The following is a 19628-nucleotide window of genomic DNA, read 5'->3' on the forward strand; positions in this document are numbered from 1 at the left end:
GTTAAACAGCGACGGGACGAACTTCGGTCACTTCGGGAATGTAATGGCGTAGCAGGTTCTCGATCCCCATTTTCAGGGTCAGAGTGCTGCTGGGGCAGCCGGCACAGGCGCCCTGCATGTGCAGATAGACGACGCCGCGGTCAAACCCGTGGAAAGTGATGTCCCCACCGTCCTGAGCCACAGCGGGACGCACGCGGGTGTCCAACAGCTCTTTGATCTGGGTGACGATTTCGCCGTCCTCACCGGTGTGCTCCGCGTGACCGGACGACGCAGTCTCGCCTTCGTCCATCACAGGGGCGCCAGACTGGAAGTGCTCCATGATCGCACCCAGCAGGTTGGGCTTGATGTGGTCCCATTCGACATCGTCAGACTTGGTTACAGTGACAAAGTCATTGCCCAAAAATACGCCCGAAACGCCAGAGACAGCGAACAAACGGGTGGCCAGAGGCGATTTGGCAGCAGTGTCCGCGCTCGGAAAATCTGCAGTGCCAACTTCCAAAACCGCCTGCCCGGGCAGGAATTTCAACGTCGCCGGGTTCGGTGTCGATTCAGTCTGGATGAACATCAGGGGGCCTCCGGTTAACTCAGCAATGGATATGCGGGCGCGCCGCCCGACTGTCAAGGTTTAGAAACATTCTAAATGGCGCAGATCAGGTGATCGCTTCAAGCCGCTCTTTGCTCATGTCACCGGGCACGATGGTGAACGGAATGGGCAGTTCCCCTGCAGATCGGGTCAGTTGCGTGACCAGTGGGCCCGGTCCGCCTTTGCCAGATCCTGCACCCAACACCAGCACACCAATCTCTTCATCCTCGCGAACATGTGCCAAAATCTCGGGCACTGCCTCGCCTTCGCGGATCACAAGCTCTGGGTCGACATTCTGTTTGTCGCGCATCCACTTGGCGAATACCTCATAGTGCGCCTGAATGCGTTCGCGGGTTTCCTCACGCATGATGTCTCCGACACCAATCCAGTGATTGAATTCGTCTGGTGGAATAATCGACAGAATTGTCACGCCGCCGCCCGTGTGAGCCGCGCGCATCGCCGCAAAGCGCATCGCGTTCAAGCATTCGCGAGTATCATCCAGAACAACAAGGAATTTGCGCATCATAGTCCTCCCGACTAAGGGGGAACTTTGCACTGCCCTGTGTTCGCTGGCAAGCGCGCAGCCTCTTTCTTGGTGTAAATACCCCGTTGCACCGGGTGCCATCCAGAATGCCAACTGCCTGGGGTCCAACGGAAAAAGCCCCCGCAAATCGCGAGGGCTCTGTTTTAAGAGAAACGCCCGATCGGCAAGGGGCAGGTAATTAAATTCGTCTCTATCCTCAAAGGCAGATCGTAACGAATTCGTTCACCTTTGCCCGATCACATGCCGGGACGTAGTAGACCGACGATGTCATAGGTTTTTTGCAGGATGGGTTCCGCGATCTCTTTGGCGCGGTCCGAACCCTTGAGCAGCAGGCGGTCGATCTCTGCGGGATCGTCCATCAGGCGCTTCATCTCGGTCGAGATCGGAGCCAGCTTCTCCACTGCCAGATCAGCCAGCGCAGGCTTGAACTTGCCCCAGCCTTCTCCGCCGAACTCGGCAATAACGGCCTCGTTGGTCATGTCTGCCAGCGCTGCATAGATGTTCACCAGATTGCGCGCCTCGGGACGTTCGCTCAGGCCGTCCAGCGACTCGGGCAGGGGCTCGGGGTCGGTTTTGGCCTTCTTGAACTTCTTGGCGATGGTGTCCGCGTCATCGGTCATGTTGATGCGCTCCATATCCGACTCGCCGGACTTGGACATCTTCTTGGACCCGTCACGCAGGTTCATGACGCGGGTAGCGGGACCTTCGATGATAGGCTCGCACATTGGGAAGAAGTCCTCGGCCTTGAAGTCTTTATTGAACTTCGAGGCGATGTCGCGGGTCAGTTCGACGTGCTGCTTCTGATCCTCGCCCACCGGGACGTGGGTCGCGTGGTACAGCAGAATGTCCGCTGCCATCAGCGAAGGATAGGCGTACAGGCCCAAGGACACTTTCTCGGCATTCTTGCCAGCTTTGTCCTTGAACTGAGTCATGCGGTTCATCCAGCCCACACGCGCGACACAGTTAAAGATCCAGCCAAGCTCCGCATGCTGCGGGACCGACGCCTGATTGAAAAGGATCGATTTCGATGGGTCGATGCCAGAGGCAATGAAACCGGCGGCGACTTCGCGCGTTGCGTGCTTGAGTTCTGCGGGATCTTGCCAGACGGTGATCGCATGCAGGTCCACGACACAATAGATGGTCTCGTAGTCCTGTCCCTGCATGTCCACAAAGCGTTTGATCGCACCGAGGTAGTTCCCCAGTGTCAAACCGCCCGAAGGTTTGATCCCCGAAAACACACGGGGGGTATGGGTGGCTGCAGTCATCGGAATTCTCCGTCTGGATTTTAAGGCCTGCATCGCTTACCCCCTGCTCAAAGGCAACGTCAAGGATCGCACCATGAACACCCCCCCGCATAATGGTCCTATCAACCCGATGCCGCCCTACATTGTGGCGCTGTTTCTGGTCCTCGTCGGCATCGAGGCCGTGCTGTCGCTGGCTGATCGCGGGATCATCGGCGGGGCCATGGGGGTCGGCTGGCGTATGTCCGCGCTCGAGGAATACGGCTTCTCGCCCCGCGTCTTCTGGTGGATGTTCGAGAACGGGATATTCCCGCCAGAACATCTGAAACGCTTTGTCTCCTACGCCTTTGTCCATGGCACCTTTACCCACGCGTTGTTCGCCGGTGTCTTTGTGCTGGCGCTGGGCAAGATGGTCGGCGAAGCTTTCGGGGCGATCGCAACGCTCGCAGTTTTCTTGGTGGCGACGGTCTGCGGCGCCGTGATTTACGCCGTTTTCGTCGGCGGTGACCGGTTGCTGTTTGGCGCATATCCAGGCGCTTATGGCTTGATCGGGGCCTTCACGTATGTGCTGTGGCTCCGGCTCGGTCAGATGGGCGAAGCGCAGGTGCGGGCGTTTTCCCTGATCGGGATGCTGTTGGGGATTCAGCTGGTGTTTGCTGTGCTGTTCAGTGGCCCCAAGGACTGGGTTGCGGATATTGGGGGCTTTGTGGCTGGTTTCCTGCTGTCCTTCGCGGTCAGCCCCGGGGGTTGGACCAAGATCCTGAATAAGCTGCGCCAGCGCTCTGATTGATCTGGGCCGAACTGGCGATTGTTAGCACAACGATCCCGTTTGAGATTAGCTCTGTTCCAATCATAAGCCCGAGCATCAAGCTTGCGTTAGGCGGCAAGATCAGGGCAAGCAATCCCCCCAGCATCGCAGAGACGAGCCCCGCTATAAACAAGGCGCGGCCCGCCTGAGGGTCGGGTAATGCACGCCCGATCGCCAGCTTCAGTGTGCCTGATAGCAGAAACAGCAGTGCCACCAGTAACGTGACGGTCTGCGCTCCCGCTGCGGGCGCTGCAATCAGCACCACACCCAAGAGCAGCGCGACTAGTCCCAGCCCAAGCGTTCCACGGACCACGGGGGCATGCATGGATTGCGCCGCGGCGATGATCTGGATCGTGCCGATAAAGATAAAGAGCCAGCCCGCAATCACTTCGACCGCTATCGAGACCAGCAGAGGCGCGGCCAATGCCACGATCCCCGACGAACAGAATAGTAGCCCTACGATCCGCAGGGCGCTTTTGTTAGGCATGCCTCATCTCCCACCACTCGGCTGCATGGTGGGAGCTTAGACGCGGAACTCTTAAGCCGAGGTGTAGAGTTCCATTACCTTTTTAAGTTACGCTTGAATTCCGACAATCGGAACGCACCGATCTGCTGTCCGATCCCGAAATAGCTGACCATACCTGTCCCTACGAGGGCCAGAAGCACTGGCAGTTTCCATGCCGGATTGGCAAGCAGCGGCAGCAAGATTGCGTTCAGTCCATACAGAATGGCACCCATCGCGAGCGAGGCGAGAACGATACGGACAATCCGGTTCTGAAAGCGTGCGTCCATCTGGGCCGCTTCGCCCATTTTGCGAGACATGAACCAGAGCAGCAGGACAGTTCCCCACCCAGCTAGGGTCGTCCCCCATGCGGCTGCGATGAAGCCGATGATCGGAGACAGCCCAACCGCCATTCCAAAGTTTATCGCGAGAGAGGCAAGCGCGATGTAGAAGGGCCGCTTGGTGTCTTCGCGGGCAAAGAACAGGGGTTGCAGGACTTTTTGCAGGACGAATGCAGGCAGACCTAGGCCATAGACGGCCACGGCGAGCGCGGTTGCACTGGTATCGCTGACCTCGAAAGCGCCGCGTTGAAACAGGACTGTCACCAGCGCGTCAGGGATTGCAACCAGCGCAACGGCGGCTGGAACGGTCAGTGCCAAAGAGACCTCGGCAGCGCGGTTCAGGGCATCACGCCCACCGCTCGTGTCTCCCGCACGCAGGCGGCGGGACAAATCAGGTAGCAACACAACGCCGATCGCCACCCCGACCACGCCGAGCGGCAGTTGGTACAGGCGATCGGCATAGTTCAGCCACGCAACTGCCCCTTCGAAGTAGCTCGCGACTTGTCGGCCGATCAGTAGGTTCACTTGCACGACGCCGCCAGCCAAGGCTGCGGGACCTGCGATGATCGCCAGCCGCTTAACCTCTGGGGTGATGCGGGGCAGGCGCGGATAAAGCCGAAAACCCTCGGCTGCCGCCGCGCGCCAAACGATGCCCATCTGGATCAGGCCCGCGATTGGGACGGACCAGGACAGGGTAAGACCGGGATCCCAACCTAGAAGGTAGCCAAGACCCAAGGCTCCGAGGAAGATGATATTCAGGGCCACGGGGGCTGCTGCGGCAGCAAAGAATTTGCCAGTCGCATTCAAGAGACCCGAAAGCAGCGCCGCCAGCGAGATCAGCAGAATGTAGGGAAAGGCGATCCGCCCATACAGCACCGCCAGATCGAACCGCTCGTCCCCCGCAAAGCCGCTGGCCATGGCCAGAACAAGGGCGGGCATAAATACCTGCGCAATGACCGTAAATACAATCAGGGTCGAGCCGAGCGCGGCAAACGCATCCTGTGCAAAGACACGCGCTTTTTCTTGGCTTTCATCGCCCTCTAGTTTTTTGGAGAACATGGGCACGAAGGCCATGTTGAACGCCCCTTCGGCAAAGAAGCGGCGGAACATGTTGGGCAGCGAAAACGCGACCAGAAACGCCTCTGCCACGGGACCCGCGCCGAGCATCGACGCAATAGCCATATCGCGCAAAAAGCCAAGGATGCGGCTGGCAAAGGTCCAGCCGCCCACCGTCAGGAACCCTGACATCAACCGAATTGGTTTCACGCAATCGCCCTTTCAACGCCCTTGTCGATGGCTTCGCGCAGCTTCTTTTCCAGACCCTCGCGTTTGCTGGCCGAGTGGAATTTCAGGCCGAACATGTCCTTGACGTAGAACGAGTCGACGACCTGTTCGCCATAGGTGGCGATAACCGCGCTGCTGATATAAACGTTCGCGTTCGAGAGCGTCCGAGACAGATCATAGAGCAAGCCGGGGCGGTCGCGGGTATCGACTTCGATGATGGTGTAGATCTCGGACCCTTCGTTGTCGAAGGTGATATGGGTCGGCACACGGAACGCTTTTTCGCGCTTTTTGAACTTGTCTTTGTCTTTCAGCGCTTGGCCAGCCAGAACTTCGCCCTTTAGCGTTTTGCCGATCATCGAGCGAAGGCGGGGCAGGCGCGATTCCTCGTAGGGGTGACCTTCGGCATCCTGTACCCAGAAAACGGCGGTCGCGTAGCCGTCCTTGGACGTATATGTACGCGCATCCACAACGTTCGCACCCACCAGCGCCAACGCGCCTGCAAGGCGGGCAAAGATGCCCGGGTGGTCCGCCATAGCAAAGCACGCGCGGGTCGCGTCGCGGTCTGCATCCAGCTTCAGATCGATACGGATTTCGTCGTTTGGAATATCTTTGAGCAGTTCGGCAAAGATCGCGTGGGCCTGAAGCGGCAGCCCGGTCCAGTAGGGCGGATAATGACGCTTGGTCTCTCGCTTGAAGGCGGCCTCGCTCCAGTCCGGCAGGGCGGCGCGAAGGGCTTTGCGGGCCTCGTTGCCACGGGTTTCGCGGTTGATCTCTTCTAGACCGTGTTCCAGTGCGCGGGCAGTTTCCGCGTGGAGCTGGCGCAGCAGCATGGCTTTCCAGTTGTTCCAAGTGTCGGGGCCCACGCCGCGAATATCGCAGACAGTCAAAATGGTCAGCAGGTCCAAACGTTTGCGGTTCTTCACGACCTTGGCGAAATCGCGGACCGTGCGCGGATCAGAAATGTCCCGCTTTTGCGCCACGTCGGACATGAGCAGGTGGTAACGGACCAGCCACTCAACCGTCTCGCATTCCTCTTTCTTCAGGCCAAGGCGGGGGGCCACACGGCGGGCGATCTGCGCGCCAAGGATCGAGTGATCTTCTGGACGGCCTTTGCCGATGTCGTGCAGCAGCATCGCAACGTAGAGCACTTTGCGATTCACATCCCCTTCGAAAATCGAAGAGGCGAGGGGCAGGGGTTCTGTCAGCTCTTGGCGTTCGATCTGGGCCATCTGGCTGATGCACTGGATGGTGTGCTCGTCCACAGTGTAGCTGTGGTACATGTTGAACTGCATCATCGCGACGATGGGCGCGAACTCAGGCATGAATGCCCCAAGGACGCCAAGTTCGTTCATCCGGCGCAGCGCACGCTCTGGATTGCCGCGTTTCAGCAGCAGCCCGAGGAAGATTTTGTTCGCCTCTTTGCTATTGCGCAAATTATCGTCGATCCGGTCCAGATTGCCCACGACCAAGCGCATGGCGTCGGGGTGGATGAGCAAACCGGTGCGCAAGGCTTCGTCAAAGAGACGTAGAAAGTTCAGGGGATCGGACAAGAACGCGTCTTCGTCCAGAATGGCGAGACGATTGTTGATTTCTTTGTAGCCGTCGCGCAGTTTTTTGCGGCGGCGGAACAGGGTCGCGAGCGAGGGGCCAGGCTTGTTGTGGCTCGCCTCGAGCGAGGTCAAGAAAATGCGGGTCAAATCGCCGACCGAGGTCGCGTGCCGGAAGTAATCCTGCATGAAGTGTTCGACCCCGCGGCGTCCGCCGGTGTCAACATAGCCCATGCGGCTGGCAACCTCGACTTGCAGGTCAAAGGTCAGCTGTTCGGTGGGACGGTTCGTGACCAAATGCAGATGGCAACGCGTGGCCCAGAGGAAATCCTCGGCCCGCACCAGCATTTCGTACTCTTCGCGAGTAAAAACGCCAAGGGGGACCAGATCCGCAGCATCATCGACGCCGTGCACGTATTTTGCGATCCAGAACATCGACTGCAGGTCGCGCAGGCCGCCTTTGCCTTCTTTTACGTTGGGTTCAACAACGTAGCGTTGGCCGCCTTGCTTTTCATGGCGCAGGTCCCGCTCTTCGAGCTTGGCAGCAATAAATTCGCGGCCCGTGGATTTGAACAGGTCATCGCGCAGGCGGTCGTGCAGCTTGTTGGACAGTGGCTCGTCACCCGCTAGATAGCGCTGCTCTAGCAGCGAGGTGCGGATGGTGAAATCCTCTTTGCCCAGACGCAGACAATCCGCAATCGTTCGGCTGGCGTGCCCGACTTTCATGCGCAGGTCCCAGAGCAGGTAGAGCATGGTTTCGATCACGCTCTCGGCCCAAGGGGTGATTTTATACGGGGTCAGGAACAGCAGATCGACGTCCGAAAACGGTGCCATATCCCCGCGTCCGTATCCGCCGACCGCCAGAACCGACAGCTTTTCGCCTTCGGTCGGGGTGGAAAGAGGATGGATATATTCCGCCGCGATCTTCAAAACAGCAATAACGATGCTGTCGGTCAGATAGGTATAGGCATGGGTCGTTTCGCGCGCTTTGAACGGGGCCTTGGCTAGGCCCTCGGCGATCGCTGCGCGGCCAGCCTTCTGGGCCTCCATCAGCAGCTTGAACGACGATTTGCGGAAGTCGGAAGAGTTGCCATCTGCAGCCTCGAAAGCCGCTGCGATGGCCTGGTCAATGGCTGCCCGGTCGAAGATCTCTTCGGCCGGACAAATCAGGTCTTTCGTCATTTCTTTCCCTTAACCGGTGTCGGATCAGAACCCGACACCGCTGAAGCTGCGCGGTGCGCCGTCAATTACGACCACCTGCTTATCGCGGATTGTTGCAACAGCAAGGCCACGATCGTTGGTTCCATCCGAATTCAGGCGGAAAATGCCCGTAACGCCCTCGAAACCCTGAGATTGGGTCAGGCTCTGACGGCTGAGCGCGTTCTGGCGGCCAGATGCCATCAACGCGCCGATGGCCGCGATCCCGTCATAGGCCAGACCGGCGATCGAATGCGCCGAGGTGCCGTAGGCGCCCTGATAGCGGGCGTTGAACTGCGCGGTGCGTCCCGGATCAGGCAGCGCGAACCAAGCGTTCTGCACGCCAGGCAGCTCGAGTGTCTGGGGCGGGATATCGAGACGGGTCAGGCTGATGTACTGGTGCTCTTCGGGGTTGATGCCATTCTCTGGCATCAGCTGGGTCAGGAGCGGCAGCGCACCGTCGGTGGTCGACGTGAGAAAGACGCTATCTGCTGCCAGCGCTGCAGACTTGATCTGCGGCATCGCATCAATAATCCCTTGCTGAGAGAAGGGGTGCACGACGCTGCCCGTTACCGTCACGCCTGCACGGCTAGCGGCTCCATTCACGGCGTGTTGCGCCAATTGTCCCGCCAGATTGTCCGCGTAGATGCCTGCGACAGACTGTTTGCCTTGGGACTTGGCGTAGTTCATCAGCCGCATGGCCGACGTTTCAAAGAGTGGGCCAAGGACGAACACGTTGTTGCCCGCGATCGTGCGGTTATTAGAGAAGGCGAGCACGTTCACGCCGCGCTGTGCGGCGACAACGCCTGCGGCATTCGCGGCATCGGCGTAGACCGGCCCGAGGATAATATCTGCACCATCATTGATCGCTGTGCTGGCCGCAGTCGTCGCGCCTGCTGCGCTGCCTGCTGTGCCGTACACGGTCATGTCAATGTTCGCACCATTCAGGTCTGCGATCGCCAAGCGTGCAGCGTTTTCGAGTGCCGTCGCCAGAACCTCGTCACCGGCCTGTCCGGTGCCGCGGGGCACCAGTAGCGCCACCTTGACCGTTTCACCCGATCCGGTGCGCGGTCCCGATCCGCCAGCTGACCGAGGGCCTACCGGCTCGCACGCGGCCAGAGCCAGAGCTGCTGCCGGAATGGCGGCCCATTTCGCGGCTTTAAAGGCTCGCGCTAAAAACTTGATGATTGCCACTTCGGTTTCCCCCTGACACACAATGACCACAGAGCAGGTTGCTGAGGCGGATCATAGAGGACAAGGGGCATGGGTCCAGTGGGTATTCAAAAAATCGAAAAACTCTCTTCAGGGTTGTATTTTGTAGCAACCCCGATTGGTAGTGCGCGGGATATCACATTGCGGGCACTAGATGTTTTGGCTTCGGCGGACGTGCTGGCAGCCGAAGACACGCGGACCCTGCGTCACTTGATGGAAATCCACGGGATTGCTATCGGGGACCGCCAAATCGTGGCCTATCACGATCATAATGGGCCGCAGGCGCGGCCTCGCTTGATGGATGCCTTGGCTGCTGGAAAATCTGTAGCCTACGCGTCTGAAGCGGGCACGCCGCTGGTGGCCGATCCAGGGTTCCAGTTATCGAAGGATGCTATTGCGGCCGGGCATCCGGTGCATGCCGCGCCGGGCGCTTCGGCTGTTTTGACGGCACTGACTATTGCCGGGCTGCCTACCGACAGGTTTCTGTTTGCTGGTTTCCTCCCAAACTCCAAGTCCCAAAGGAAATCGGCGCTCGTCGAACTCGGCCAAATTCCGGCAACACTTGTTTTCTACGAATCCCCAAAGCGGATCTCGGCCATGGTCGCGGATGCAGCCGAAACGCTGGGCGGTGATCGCGAGGTTGCGATCTGTCGGGAGCTGACGAAAAAATTCGAAGAGGTCATACGCGGCTCGTTGAGTGAAGTGTCCGAAATTTTGTCCAGTAGGCAGCTCAAAGGTGAAATTGTCGCGGTCATCGGGCGACAAACTTCAGAGGCTGTTAACCAAGAAACCATTGAGGAGCAGCTAAGGGACGCACTTTCACGTATGTCTGTAAAAGACGCGAGTGATGCGATTGCCCAAGCGAACGCTCTTCCGCGCCGCAAGGTCTATCAAATGGCACTGAAAATCGGGAAGGACGCTGAATGAGTGGCATGGTATCTTATCTCGCCGGTCATGCTGCCGAAAAAAGCGTGGCACTCAAATACCAATCAGAAGGCCATAAAATTCTGGCACGTCGTTGGCGCGGTAAATCTGGCGAAATCGATATTGTGGCCGAGAACGCATCAGGCTTGGTTTTCATTGAGGTCAAGGCGTCGAAAACGCATGGTCGAGCGGCCGAAGCTTTGGGCTATCGACAGCAGCAACGGTTAATGCGTGCAGCGCAAGAATATGCGGCTATTCACATGGGGCGTTTGGACGTCGATATGCGTGTGGATGTCGCGCTGATGGATAACTTTGGCGACATACAAATTCTGGAAAATGCGCTGATGGCAGCTTGAGCCATTGCAGTAGCGCGGCGCTGACGCCATGTATTCTCGCGACAGTGAAGGAGAAGCGCCATGGCACTCAAAGTTGCATTTCAGATGGACCCCATCGGTCCGGTCAATATCGAGGCGGACAGCACATTTCGTCTGGCAGAAGAGGCTTTGGCGCGCGGCCACGAGATATTTTATTATCTGCCAGACCAGATGTTTTATCGCGAAGGCGAGGTTTACGCCGAGGTGTCACCCCTGACGGTGCGGCGTGTCAAAGGTGACCATTTTGAGCTAGGCGAAGCGGTTGTGCGTCCGTTGACCGAAATGGACGTCGTATGGCTCCGTCAGGATCCGCCGTTTGACATGCACTACATCACGACGACGCACCTCCTTGACCGCATTAGTGACAAGACTTTGGTCGTGAACGATCCGTTTTGGGTGAGGAACTGCCCCGAGAAACTGATGGTGCTCGATTTCCCTGATCTCACGCCGCCAACCGCAATCGCCCGTAACCTTGCAACTTTGAAAGCATTCAAAGAGGACCATGGGGACATCATCGTGAAACCTCTTTACGGCAATGGTGGTGCGGGCGTTTTCAAGCTAACCAAGGACGATCGAAACCTTTCGTCGTTGTTCGAGACCTTCACGGGGTTCTCGCGTGAACCGCTCATCGCACAGAAATTCCTGCCTGCCGTGTCTGCAGGAGACAAGCGCGTGATCTTGGTTGATGGCGAGCCGGTCGGCGCCATTAACCGTGTTCCTGCAGCGGGCGAGACGCGGAGCAACATGCACGTGGGAGGCAAGCCCGAGAAGGTTGCTTTGACAGAGCGCGATTTGGAAATCTGCGCCAAGATTGGACCCACCTTGAAAGAAAAGGGCCTAATTTTTGTTGGTATCGATGTGATCGGCGACTGGCTGACCGAGATTAACGTGACCTCGCCCACCGGTATTCAAGAGCTCGAGCGCTTTGATGGTATCAACGTCGCCGGAAAGATTTGGGAAGTGATCGAAGGCAAGCGCGCGGCTCAAACCTAAGACATCTCTCGCGTCAGGCTGAGGCGGTAGCTCACCGCCTCGGCGATGTGCGGTCGACGGACGCAATCGCTGTGGTCTAGGTCAGCGATCGTCCGCGCTACACGTAACACTCGATGGTAACCTCTGGCGCTGAGCCCCATCTTTTCAGCGAAGCGGTGCAAAAGGTCACGTCCCTCGGCGTCCGGAGTTGCACACTGTGCGAGGATTTCGCCGCTACATTCTGCATTGGTTCTGACGGTCCCTTGGTTTTCGTATCGCACTGTTTGTACGGCACGGACGGCCGCAACTCGTTCAGCAATAGTTGCGCTCGTATCGCCCGTGGCGGGGAGGTCGAGGTCCTGATACCCAACTGGTGGCACTTCGAGCCGCATGTCGAAGCGGTCCATCAAAGGGCCGCTCACTTTGCCAAGATAGTCTTGCCCACACTTCGGCACACGGGCGCAGGCCTGCTCTGGATCCGTTAGATAGCCGCAGCGACACGGATTGGCAGCGGCCACAAGCATGAAGCGGCAGGGGTAGCTCACATGCGCATTCGCGCGAGACACCATGATGTGCCCCGTTTCGATCGGCTGCCGAAGGGTTTCCAGCACATTGCGGGGAAACTCAGGCAGTTCATCCAAAAAAAGTACCCCGTTATGGGCAAGGCTCATCTGCCCGGGTTTTGCGCCTTTGCCACCGCCAGCGATCGCAGCCATCGAGGCCGTGTGATGAGGCGTTTGGAAAGGGCGTTCTCGCGAGATGCCGCCTTCTTTGATCTGCCCAGCAACGGAATGGATCATGCTGGTTTCCAAAGCTTCCGATGGTGTCATCGGCGGCAGAATTCCGGGTAATCGCTCTGCCAGCATAGATTTGCCTGAGCCTGGCGTGCCGACAAGAAACAGGTGATGCCCGCCCGCTGCAGCGATTTCTAGGGCGCGTTTTGCGCGCTCTTGGCCACGCACGTCCCGTAAGCATTTGTGCTGTGCGGATTGTGTCACTTCGCCTGCGCGAGAGGGTTCAATGGGGGCCTGGCCGCTGAAGTGGCGCAAGATCGCGGCCACGTCCTTTGCCGCGATCACGGGGCAATCGCCGACCCAAGCGGCTTCGGGGCCAGAAGCAGCGGCACAAAGCAGCGTACGACCCTCTTCGGCTGCGGTCATCGCTGCGGGCAGGGCGCCCGAAACCTCGACGATGCGTCCGTCCAACGACAGCTCACCCAAAGAAGCAATGTCTTCTGCCGTGTCTGGGGGGATCGCGCCAATCGCGGCAAGCAGCGCAATCGCGATGGGTAAATCAAAGTGCGATCCCTCTTTGGGCAGGTCGGCAGGTGAGAGGTTGATCGTGATTTTTTTGGAGGGGAGGGCGATGGCCAGCGTCTCCAGTGTCGCGCGAACGCGCTCTTTGGCCTCTGACACGGCTTTGTCGGGCAATCCCACGACGGAAAAGGCGGGCAGACCGGCCGCGAGTGTGCACTGCACCTCGACCTGACGGGCGGTGACGCCCTCGAATGCGACTGTGTATGTTTTGGTAACCAAGTGAACGCCCCTCGTCCCGATTGGGATAGCGCGCCCATGGTTGCCAGATTGTTAATGTCAGGGGAGTTGATTGAGACCCTCGAGCGCGAGCCCGCCCTGTGACAGGTCGAACGTGGTTAGAGACAAGGGGTCAATCTGGTGCCCAAGGGCTGCGTAGGCGTCAATGCCTTTGGCGCGCTGCACAAGTGACAGGATGGGCCCCATGTGCGCTACGATTACCAGTGCCGGATGCTGTGAGGACAGCTCTAGTATAGTTTCCCAAACGCGGGTCGATAGGGCATTCCAGCTTTCTCCGTTCGGCGGGGCCGCGTCGCCTGGCTGCTCGTAGTATTGGCGTAATGCGGAGCCATATGCCGCATCCACGTCCTGCCATGTCCGGTCTTCCCAATCCCCCATATGGATCTCTCGGAGTTCGTGGCGATGGGGCAAGCGTTCTCGGGCCGCCGCAATCGCATCACCAGTGGATCGGGCGCGAAGCAGGTCTGAAGAGACCACGACGGCACCTTCGGGCAGCGCATTTGATAGACGCGTCAGGGCGGCTGTGTCTGATAGATCTGCAGGCACATCCGTCCAGCCAATCAAGCGTTTAACGTGAGTCGGACCATGACGAACGAGGTAGAGCCGGCTCATGGGAGGTCCCCTTTCAACGCCAGCGGTAGGCCCGCCATCACGGTCACAACTAAATCTGCGCGGGCGGCTAAGTCGCGATTAAGGCGGCCCTGAGCCTCTCTGAATTGGCGGGCGAGGGCATTTTCGGGGACGATCCCCGCGCCGACTTCATTTGTTACGATCACCACACGGCCCGGCGCGGTGGCCAATCCTGCGAAAAGCCTGTCTTTGGCGGCTGGCAAATCGCTCTGGCCAAGCAGGTAGTTCGTGAGCCACATCGTGGCACAATCTAACAGAGCAATCTCGTCCACCGCCATTGTGTCTAGACATTCTTCGGGCGCGAGCGGAGCTTCGACCGTCCGCCAGCCATCCTCTGCGCGGGCCTGTTGGTGTGCAGCGATCTTGGCGCGCATTTCGTCATCCCATGCCTGCGCTGTAGCAATATAAAGTCGCCGCCCCGAGCTCTGGCGCACAATGCTTTCGGCATAGTCGGATTTGCCGGAAGCGGCCCCGCCTAAAACCACGGTGAGATGTGGCAACATTTTTTTGCTCCTAATTGTGAACCAAAGTGGGGGCCTGTGCGTAGGTTATGCAGAAACCGAATTTAGGAACGCGTCAAGCGTACCATCGCACAGGGGGTGAAGATGGCAGTATTGGATAGCCAGAGTGATCTTTCTCTTTCGCGCACCGCAATGAAGGCCGAGTTGCTGGACGCGGAAACGGAATTGGCCCTAGCCTACGCTTGGCGTGATCACCGAGACGAGGAAGCACTACACCGACTGATTACCGCATACATGCGCCTTGCGATTTCGATGGCGGCGAAGTTCAAACGCTATGGCGCACCGATGAACGACCTGATCCAAGAGGCAGGTCTGGGCCTGATGAAGGCCGCCGACAAATTCGATCCTGACCGTGGTGTACGTTTTTCGACCTACGCGGTTTGGTGGATCAAAGCGTCCATCCAAGACTATGTGATGCGCAACTGGTCCATGGTTCGGACTGGGTCAACCAGCAGCCAGAAATCCCTGTTCTTTAACATGCGCCGTGTGCAAGCCCGTTTGGAACGCGAGGCTGCGTCGCGGGGCGAACATTTGGACCGCGCACAGTTGCACCAGCTGATTTCGACCGAAGTTGGCGTGCCTTTGGCGGATGTCCAGATGATGGAAGGGCGCCTGTCCGGCAATGATTTCTCCCTGAATGCCTCGCAGAGTACCGAGGACGAAGGACGCGAGTGGATCGACACGATCGAGGATGACAACGCGCAATCGTCCATGATGGTCGAAAACCAGCACGACACAGACCGTCTGCGCGATTGGCTGGTCGAGGCAATGGGCGCGCTAAACGAGCGCGAACGGTTCATTATCCGCGAGCGCAAACTGCGTGACGACGCGAGGACACTTGAAAGTCTTGGCAATGAACTTGGTTTGTCAAAAGAGCGCGTGCGTCAGCTTGAGGCAGCAGCCTATGTCAAAATGCGCAAGACGCTTGAAGGTGGCCGGAAAGAGGTGCATGCCTTCTTGTGATGAGGCTGTATTCACTGATCATATCTGCGACTGCATTCGCGGCTTCGGCCGACGCAGAGCAAATAACCCAGACAGACCTGCGCCATCTGCCCGATGCGCAGGTCTACGTTTTGGGTGAGTTTCACGACTCCGCCATCCAGCATCAGAACCAAGCCATAGCTGTCGAAGCATTGGCGCCAAAGGCGCTGGTGTTTGAAATGCTCTCGCCCGAGCAAATCGAAAAGATCACTCCCGCAGATCGATTGGATCAAACACTTTTCGATGCAGCTACGAGCTGGTCGTCCAGCGGCTGGCCCGACCTGTCGTTATACTGGCCGATTTTCGAGGCTGCGCCGACCGCGCCAATCTATGGTGCGTGGGTGCAGCGGGATGCTTTGCGCGAGGCCTTTTCCAATGGTGCGGCAGAGGTATTTGGCCCCGAGGCCATGCGCTACGGTCTCACATCCCCTCTGCCAGAGAGCGAACAGTCAGAGCGAGAGCAACAGCAATTCGAAGCTCATTGCGGCGCGATGCCCTTAGAAATGATGGGCGGGATGGTGGCGTCCCAAAGATTGCGGGACGCGCAGCTGGCAAAGGTTACTCTGGACGCACTGCAAGAGCATGGCGCACCCGTCGCGGTCATTACAGGCAATGGCCATGCCCGCACCGATTGGGGCATGCCAGTCTATGTGACACGCGCCGCGCCAGAAGTGGATGTGCTGTCAATTGGGCAACTGGAAAGCGCGCCAGAAGGGCAGCCGCCCTATGATCTCTGGCTCGTGACCGCACCGACTGATCGCGGCGATCCTTGCGAAGGTTTTGGCCAGACCCAGTGATTGCGCTTTGCGCGCGGGCAGCTTACCTCTGTGGCCAAAGCCAAGAGGAGGGCGCCATGCTGGCCGGAAAACGCATTCTGCTGATCATCGCCGGAGGGATAGCGGCCTACAAGACGCTCGAACTCATTCGGTTGCTCAAGAGGCAGGGCGCTGCTGTGACGCCTGTGATGACCCGCTCTGCGGCAGAATTCGTGACGCCGTTGTCGGTATCCGCGCTGGCCGGAGAAAAGGTTTACACCGACCTGTTTGACCTGACCGAAGAGGCAGAGATGGGGCATATCCAGCTCAGCCGCGTTGCTGACTTGGTTGTTGTCGCCCCCGCAACCGCTGATTTGATGGCCAAGATGGCGGGCGGTCATGCGGATGATATGGCGACCACACTGCTGATGGCGACGGACACGCCTGTGATGATCGCTCCGGCGATGAATGTCCGCATGTGGGATCACCCAGCGACCCAGCGCAATCTTAAAGCCTTGGTTGCCGACGGCGTGCGCGTTGTTGGCCCGAACGTAGGTGATATGGCATGCGGAGAGCACGGACCGGGGCGGATGTCTGAGCCTGCAGACATTTTGGACGCTGTCCGCAGCGCCCTGAGCGCAGGGCCCTTGGCTGGCAAGCATATCCTTGTGACGTCCGGGCCGACCCATGAACCGATTGATCCGGTGCGCTACATCGCGAACCGGTCCTCCGGTGCGCAGGGCACTGCCTTGGCCACAGCGTTAATGGACTTGGGCGCTCAAGTGACCTTTGTCACGGGACCAGCGAGTGTCGCGCCGCCAGTCGGGGCAAATGTCGTCGCTGTCGAAACCGCTGCAGAGATGTTGGCTGCAGTCGAAGCCGCGTTGCCCGTAGACGCTGCGGTATTCGCAGCTGCGGTCGCAGATTGGCGCGTCGCCAGCGCCTCTGGCAAGAAGATCAAGAAGCAGGATGGCGCTTTGCCGGTTCTGGAATTCGCAGAAAACCCCGACATACTGGCGCGGATATCTCAGATGGGTGCAGGGCGGCCCCGTCTGGTCGTCGGTTTTGCAGCTGAGACTCACGATGTGATTGAAAATGCGACCGCAAAACGGCTGCGCAAAGGCTGTGATTGGATTGTAGCGAATGATGTGCGTCCTGAGACCGGCATTATGGGCGGTTCGGAAAACAAAGTCACAGTCGTGACAGAGGAGGGCGCCATGGATTGGCCTCGAATGACTAAGGCAGAGGTGTCGGTTCAGCTAGCCGCAAAAATTGCAGATACGCTGACGCGATAGGCTTTACGGAAAAATCACCACATCGCCGTAGGAGGAAAGCATTTTGGTCGCGGCAGAGAAGCCTTCGGCGATGTTGCCCTTCTGAATGTAGCCTGAAATGCCAGAAGCATAGGCGCGCTTTACATCCCGATCATCGTCCGACGTCGATAGGACGAACACAACTTTGTCCTGCAGTTTCTCGTCTTTTCGCATTTCGTCCAGCATCTCGAAACCGTCCATGACGGGCATGTTGAGATCCAGAAGTACCATATACGGTTCTTGCAACGACACGTCCGGCTTTTCGCCACGCATGATTTTGAGAGCCTCAAGGCCATTGTTTGCGAAAACCAACGGATGCGCCAGATCAGCCCGTTTGAAAGAGCGTTTCACGATCTCCTGATCGACGACATCATCTTCTACCACCAGCAGGGTTACCGTCTCTTTCCCAGACGGAGACCTGTCATCGGCATTGATCGCAGTCATTACTGGTTCTCCACAGCGCCTCCGGCTCCCCCCGAAGGATCGTCTAAACGTCGCGCCACCTCGCCCTAAATGTCCCAACAATAGGCGGGGCCCTGTAGTTGAGCGTACGAGGTGTGGCTACTTTAGCATGCTAACCAGTTTATCGCGAAAACAGAATGTGCATCAACATGCAGGTCCGAGCGATTTGTAAGACATGGCTTTGCAACAAAGCAAGGATATCCTGCCTTTCTTCTTGACCTCAGGTCACTAAATTGGTCGTGGGACGTAAATCCTTTGCTTATCACCTTTTTTCTGTGCCACTATGTCTGTGTGAGGTGCAGATAAATGCTCATGCGCCGCTAACAAAATTATTTGGTTTTCCGGTCCCCAGTTCTAGTTTGCAGAAAATCGCCGCCTATTCAGTGCGCTGAAATACGCCAATAGAGGGAAAAGTCGGATGCGCGTAGCACTCATCGAAGATGATGACCTGCATGCAGAAGTTGTGGGGCGGTGGATGGCCCGCGAATCACGAGTGGTGTTCAAGCGCTTTCATTCCGCTACCGAGTTTTTGGATTCTCTGACATCGAATGACTCTGATTTGCCCGATGTCGTCTTTGTCGATTACCATTTGGGCGAGTCTACGGGCGCCGAGTTCGTGACCAAAATTCGTGGTATGACAGACGCCCGCTCCGACATCGGGATCGTTCTTTTCTCCGGCGTAGATATTGTAGAGTTTTCCGAGATCCTCGAGGGTCTGGATGTTGACGGTTTCCTGCTCAAAGATGATCTGTCGCGCGAGCGACTGACGATGGTGGCTGGGTTGGCTGTCCAATCTTCGCACAGGCGTCAGGAACTGTCCGAGCTCAAGGGGCGCTAGGCCCCTTGTGGCAACGGCTCAGGCGTTAAGCGACTGTTCTCCGAATTTTGTCGTCTTGGCCGGGATAGCCAGAGCTTCTTGCGGGGCTTTGAAGGCCTCAGTGATCCAATCCAGAGCAATATGGATTATCTTGTCCTGCTTGCGCGTGGCATGGAAATACGCCCAAACGGGATGCTCTTTCTTTGGAAACTGCGGCAGGAAGCGCAGCCCGCGCTGGCGGATTGCATAGTCCTCGACCAAAGCCGCTGCGAAAGGAGCGCGCTGGATCACGTCGGCGCACAGGAGGCCGTCGTTCAGCATCATGTGCTCTTGACCCATCTCTTCTTGCAGGCTCGCGTGATGCTCTTCCAATGACAAAATGCTTTCCAATCGAATCCACGATTGCAACTTGTCCTGAAACGCTGACCCGCACCAAACGGCAGAACGCAGGGTGCCGACACGCTTCTGGATTAAATTGCCTTCTTCCAAGGGGATCGTGGTGAGGAAGATATCGGTTTCGCCGAAGCCAAGGCTGGCGGACCCGAAGCGCAGTTTGAATGTGATGCTCGGGACCGTTTCAAACAGGTTCGACACCGAGTTCATCAACCGAGATTGGCGAATCATCTCATCATAATTGATCCGGACCTCTTTTGGGCCCGTTTCAGCGTCACCTTCGAGCTGTATCCGAGATAGCTCGGCATCCGTGATTTCAGCCAAGGATGCGAGGTTTTCGGCGTAGGGCGTAGGCTTCCACTTCTGACCGTCTTTAACAAACAGCTGCAGGCCGAGTTCGTCTGACAGACCATGGATGCGTCGCGAAACCGTCGCGACATTGGTCTTCAGGGCTTGCGCCGCACCAGACATGGTGCCGTACCGCTTAAGAGCGAGGCAGTATTTGAGGTCATCCCAGTTGTGCATGAGGTCCGATCATTTCTCGCGGAGCTTCGTTATTTTGGTAAGCCGGACACAGAGCACCGCTTGCCTGCGTCGAAAACAAAACTCATCAAAAGTACACGTATGGTATGCATTAGGTTAGTTCAGGCGCGGGTGCTCTGTAAACATTCTTG

20 protein-coding genes are annotated in these 19628 nt (G+C 57.9%); 8 read left to right on the forward strand and 12 right to left on the reverse strand.

Annotated elements, in window-relative coordinates; all coding sequences use genetic code 11:
- Position 1: 1 nt before the first annotated feature.
- The 3 genes from BM225_RS07235 to trpS form a co-directional block, all read right to left on the reverse strand.
- The gene (locus BM225_RS07235; protein WP_072707810.1) at positions 2-565 is read right to left on the reverse strand and encodes a NifU family protein; all 564 of its coding nucleotides are present in this window, start codon (positions 563-565) and stop codon (positions 2-4) included.
- A gap of 85 nt (positions 566-650) precedes the next feature.
- Positions 651-1106, reverse strand: a complete 456-nt coding sequence (locus tag BM225_RS07240; RefSeq protein ID WP_072707808.1) for a universal stress protein — start codon at positions 1104-1106, stop codon at positions 651-653.
- A gap of 257 nt (positions 1107-1363) precedes the next feature.
- On the reverse strand, positions 1364-2392 hold the full coding sequence (gene trpS, locus BM225_RS07245; protein WP_072707806.1) for a tryptophan--tRNA ligase: 1029 nt from the start codon (positions 2390-2392) through the stop codon (positions 1364-1366).
- Between trpS and BM225_RS07250 the strand changes: the two genes are divergently transcribed.
- Positions 2379-3158 (forward strand): rhomboid family intramembrane serine protease, encoded by a 780-nt coding sequence (locus BM225_RS07250; protein ID WP_338060988.1) that lies wholly within the window; start codon positions 2379-2381, stop codon positions 3156-3158. The two genes, trpS and BM225_RS07250, sit on opposite strands and share 14 nt — an antisense overlap.
- On the opposite strand, the gene BM225_RS07255 is transcribed toward BM225_RS07250, so the two are convergent.
- The 4 genes from BM225_RS07255 to BM225_RS07270 form a co-directional block, all read right to left on the reverse strand.
- Positions 3103-3663 carry a DUF308 domain-containing protein gene (locus BM225_RS07255; RefSeq protein ID WP_072707804.1) on the reverse strand — a complete coding sequence of 187 codons (561 nt, stop codon included), beginning with the start codon at positions 3661-3663 and terminating at the stop codon, positions 3103-3105. The two genes, BM225_RS07250 and BM225_RS07255, sit on opposite strands and share 56 nt — an antisense overlap.
- Positions 3664-3737: 74 nt before the next feature.
- On the reverse strand, positions 3738-5285 hold the full coding sequence (gene murJ, locus BM225_RS07260) for a murein biosynthesis integral membrane protein MurJ (protein ID WP_072707802.1): 1548 nt from the start codon (positions 5283-5285) through the stop codon (positions 3738-3740).
- Entirely contained in the window at positions 5282-8032 is a 2751-nt protein-coding gene (locus BM225_RS07265) for a [protein-PII] uridylyltransferase (protein ID WP_072707800.1), read from the reverse strand. The genes murJ and BM225_RS07265 overlap by 4 nt, the downstream gene beginning before the upstream one ends.
- Before the next feature lie 24 nt (positions 8033-8056).
- The gene (locus BM225_RS07270) at positions 8057-9232 is read right to left on the reverse strand and encodes a penicillin-binding protein activator (protein WP_072708090.1); all 1176 of its coding nucleotides are present in this window, start codon (positions 9230-9232) and stop codon (positions 8057-8059) included.
- A gap of 78 nt (positions 9233-9310) precedes the next feature.
- Between BM225_RS07270 and rsmI the strand changes: the two genes are divergently transcribed.
- Genes rsmI through gshB form a run of 3 tightly spaced genes read left to right on the forward strand, consistent with a single transcriptional unit; the run spans position 9311 to position 11550 of the window.
- The gene (rsmI, locus tag BM225_RS07275) at positions 9311-10186 is read left to right on the forward strand and encodes a 16S rRNA (cytidine(1402)-2'-O)-methyltransferase (protein WP_072707798.1); all 876 of its coding nucleotides are present in this window, start codon (positions 9311-9313) and stop codon (positions 10184-10186) included.
- Positions 10183-10539, forward strand: a complete 357-nt coding sequence (locus tag BM225_RS07280; protein WP_072707796.1) for a YraN family protein — start codon at positions 10183-10185, stop codon at positions 10537-10539. The genes rsmI and BM225_RS07280 overlap by 4 nt, the downstream gene beginning before the upstream one ends.
- Before the next feature lie 60 nt (positions 10540-10599).
- The gene (gene gshB, locus BM225_RS07285; RefSeq protein ID WP_072707794.1) at positions 10600-11550 is read left to right on the forward strand and encodes a glutathione synthase; all 951 of its coding nucleotides are present in this window, start codon (positions 10600-10602) and stop codon (positions 11548-11550) included.
- Here the strand turns inward: gshB and BM225_RS07290 are convergent.
- The 3 genes from BM225_RS07290 to cobU are packed head-to-tail and all read right to left on the reverse strand — an operon-like array spanning position 11547 to position 14215.
- Positions 11547-13064: a YifB family Mg chelatase-like AAA ATPase gene (locus BM225_RS07290; protein ID WP_072707792.1), complete on the reverse strand. Its 1518-nt coding sequence runs from the start codon at positions 13062-13064 to the stop codon at positions 11547-11549. The two genes, gshB and BM225_RS07290, sit on opposite strands and share 4 nt — an antisense overlap.
- A 57-nt stretch (positions 13065-13121) precedes the next feature.
- Positions 13122-13694, reverse strand: a complete 573-nt coding sequence (locus BM225_RS07295) for a histidine phosphatase family protein (RefSeq protein WP_072707790.1) — start codon at positions 13692-13694, stop codon at positions 13122-13124.
- Positions 13691-14215, reverse strand: coding sequence for a bifunctional adenosylcobinamide kinase/adenosylcobinamide-phosphate guanylyltransferase (cobU, locus tag BM225_RS07300; protein WP_072707788.1), 525 nt, complete (start codon positions 14213-14215; stop codon positions 13691-13693). Before cobU ends, BM225_RS07295 begins: the two co-directional genes overlap by 4 nt.
- A 102-nt stretch (positions 14216-14317) precedes the next feature.
- Here cobU and BM225_RS07305 point away from each other — a divergent pair, with 102 nt between their 5' ends.
- The 3 genes from BM225_RS07305 to coaBC are packed head-to-tail and all read left to right on the forward strand — an operon-like array spanning position 14318 to position 17264.
- A complete protein-coding gene (locus BM225_RS07305) occupies positions 14318-15196 on the forward strand; it encodes an RNA polymerase factor sigma-32 (RefSeq protein ID WP_072707786.1) in 879 nt (292 codons plus the stop codon).
- Positions 15196-16011, forward strand: coding sequence for a ChaN family lipoprotein (locus BM225_RS07310; protein WP_072707784.1), 816 nt, complete (start codon positions 15196-15198; stop codon positions 16009-16011). Before BM225_RS07305 ends, BM225_RS07310 begins: the two co-directional genes overlap by 1 nt.
- A gap of 56 nt (positions 16012-16067) precedes the next feature.
- On the forward strand, positions 16068-17264 hold the full coding sequence (coaBC, locus tag BM225_RS07315) for a bifunctional phosphopantothenoylcysteine decarboxylase/phosphopantothenate--cysteine ligase CoaBC (protein WP_072707782.1): 1197 nt from the start codon (positions 16068-16070) through the stop codon (positions 17262-17264).
- A 3-nt stretch (positions 17265-17267) separates the two neighbouring features.
- Here coaBC and BM225_RS07320 read toward each other — a convergent pair whose 3' ends face one another.
- Positions 17268-17726 (reverse strand): response regulator, encoded by a 459-nt coding sequence (locus BM225_RS07320; protein WP_072707780.1) that lies wholly within the window; start codon positions 17724-17726, stop codon positions 17268-17270.
- A gap of 436 nt (positions 17727-18162) precedes the next feature.
- On the opposite strand from BM225_RS07320, the gene BM225_RS07325 reads away from it, so the two are divergent.
- A complete protein-coding gene (locus tag BM225_RS07325; protein ID WP_072707778.1) occupies positions 18163-18582 on the forward strand; it encodes a response regulator in 420 nt (139 codons plus the stop codon).
- Between the two features lie 18 nt (positions 18583-18600).
- Here BM225_RS07325 and BM225_RS07330 read toward each other — a convergent pair whose 3' ends face one another.
- Complete coding sequence (locus BM225_RS07330) at positions 18601-19479, reverse strand: LysR family transcriptional regulator (RefSeq protein ID WP_072707776.1); 879 nt, start codon at positions 19477-19479, stop codon at positions 18601-18603.
- Between the last annotated feature and the right edge of the window lie 149 nt (positions 19480-19628).

The organism is Donghicola eburneus (assembly GCF_900115865.1).
Classification (GTDB): domain Bacteria; phylum Pseudomonadota; class Alphaproteobacteria; order Rhodobacterales; family Rhodobacteraceae; genus Donghicola; species Donghicola eburneus.

Coding starts and splice junctions, on each gene's coding strand:
- gshB (WP_072707794.1), top strand. CDS start 10,600: ATGGCACTCAAAGTTGCATTTCAGATGGACCCCATCGGTCCGGTCAAT.
- BM225_RS07320 (WP_072707780.1), bottom strand. CDS start 17,726: ATGACTGCGATCAATGCCGATGACAGGTCTCCGTCTGGGAAAGAGACG.
- trpS (WP_072707806.1), bottom strand. CDS start 2,392: ATGACTGCAGCCACCCATACCCCCCGTGTGTTTTCGGGGATCAAACCT.
- BM225_RS07325 (WP_072707778.1), top strand. CDS start 18,163: ATGCGCGTAGCACTCATCGAAGATGATGACCTGCATGCAGAAGTTGTG.
- coaBC (WP_072707782.1), top strand. CDS start 16,068: ATGCTGGCCGGAAAACGCATTCTGCTGATCATCGCCGGAGGGATAGCG.
- BM225_RS07330 (WP_072707776.1), bottom strand. CDS start 19,479: ATGCACAACTGGGATGACCTCAAATACTGCCTCGCTCTTAAGCGGTAC.
- BM225_RS07295 (WP_072707790.1), bottom strand. CDS start 13,694: ATGAGCCGGCTCTACCTCGTTCGTCATGGTCCGACTCACGTTAAACGC.
- BM225_RS07255 (WP_072707804.1), bottom strand. CDS start 3,663: ATGCCTAACAAAAGCGCCCTGCGGATCGTAGGGCTACTATTCTGTTCG.
- rsmI (WP_072707798.1), top strand. CDS start 9,311: ATGGGTCCAGTGGGTATTCAAAAAATCGAAAAACTCTCTTCAGGGTTG.
- BM225_RS07310 (WP_072707784.1), top strand. CDS start 15,196: ATGAGGCTGTATTCACTGATCATATCTGCGACTGCATTCGCGGCTTCG.
- BM225_RS07280 (WP_072707796.1), top strand. CDS start 10,183: ATGAGTGGCATGGTATCTTATCTCGCCGGTCATGCTGCCGAAAAAAGC.
- BM225_RS07235 (WP_072707810.1), bottom strand. CDS start 565: ATGTTCATCCAGACTGAATCGACACCGAACCCGGCGACGTTGAAATTC.
- cobU (WP_072707788.1), bottom strand. CDS start 14,215: ATGTTGCCACATCTCACCGTGGTTTTAGGCGGGGCCGCTTCCGGCAAA.
- BM225_RS07240 (WP_072707808.1), bottom strand. CDS start 1,106: ATGCGCAAATTCCTTGTTGTTCTGGATGATACTCGCGAATGCTTGAAC.
- BM225_RS07305 (WP_072707786.1), top strand. CDS start 14,318: ATGGCAGTATTGGATAGCCAGAGTGATCTTTCTCTTTCGCGCACCGCA.
- BM225_RS07265 (WP_072707800.1), bottom strand. CDS start 8,032: ATGACGAAAGACCTGATTTGTCCGGCCGAAGAGATCTTCGACCGGGCA.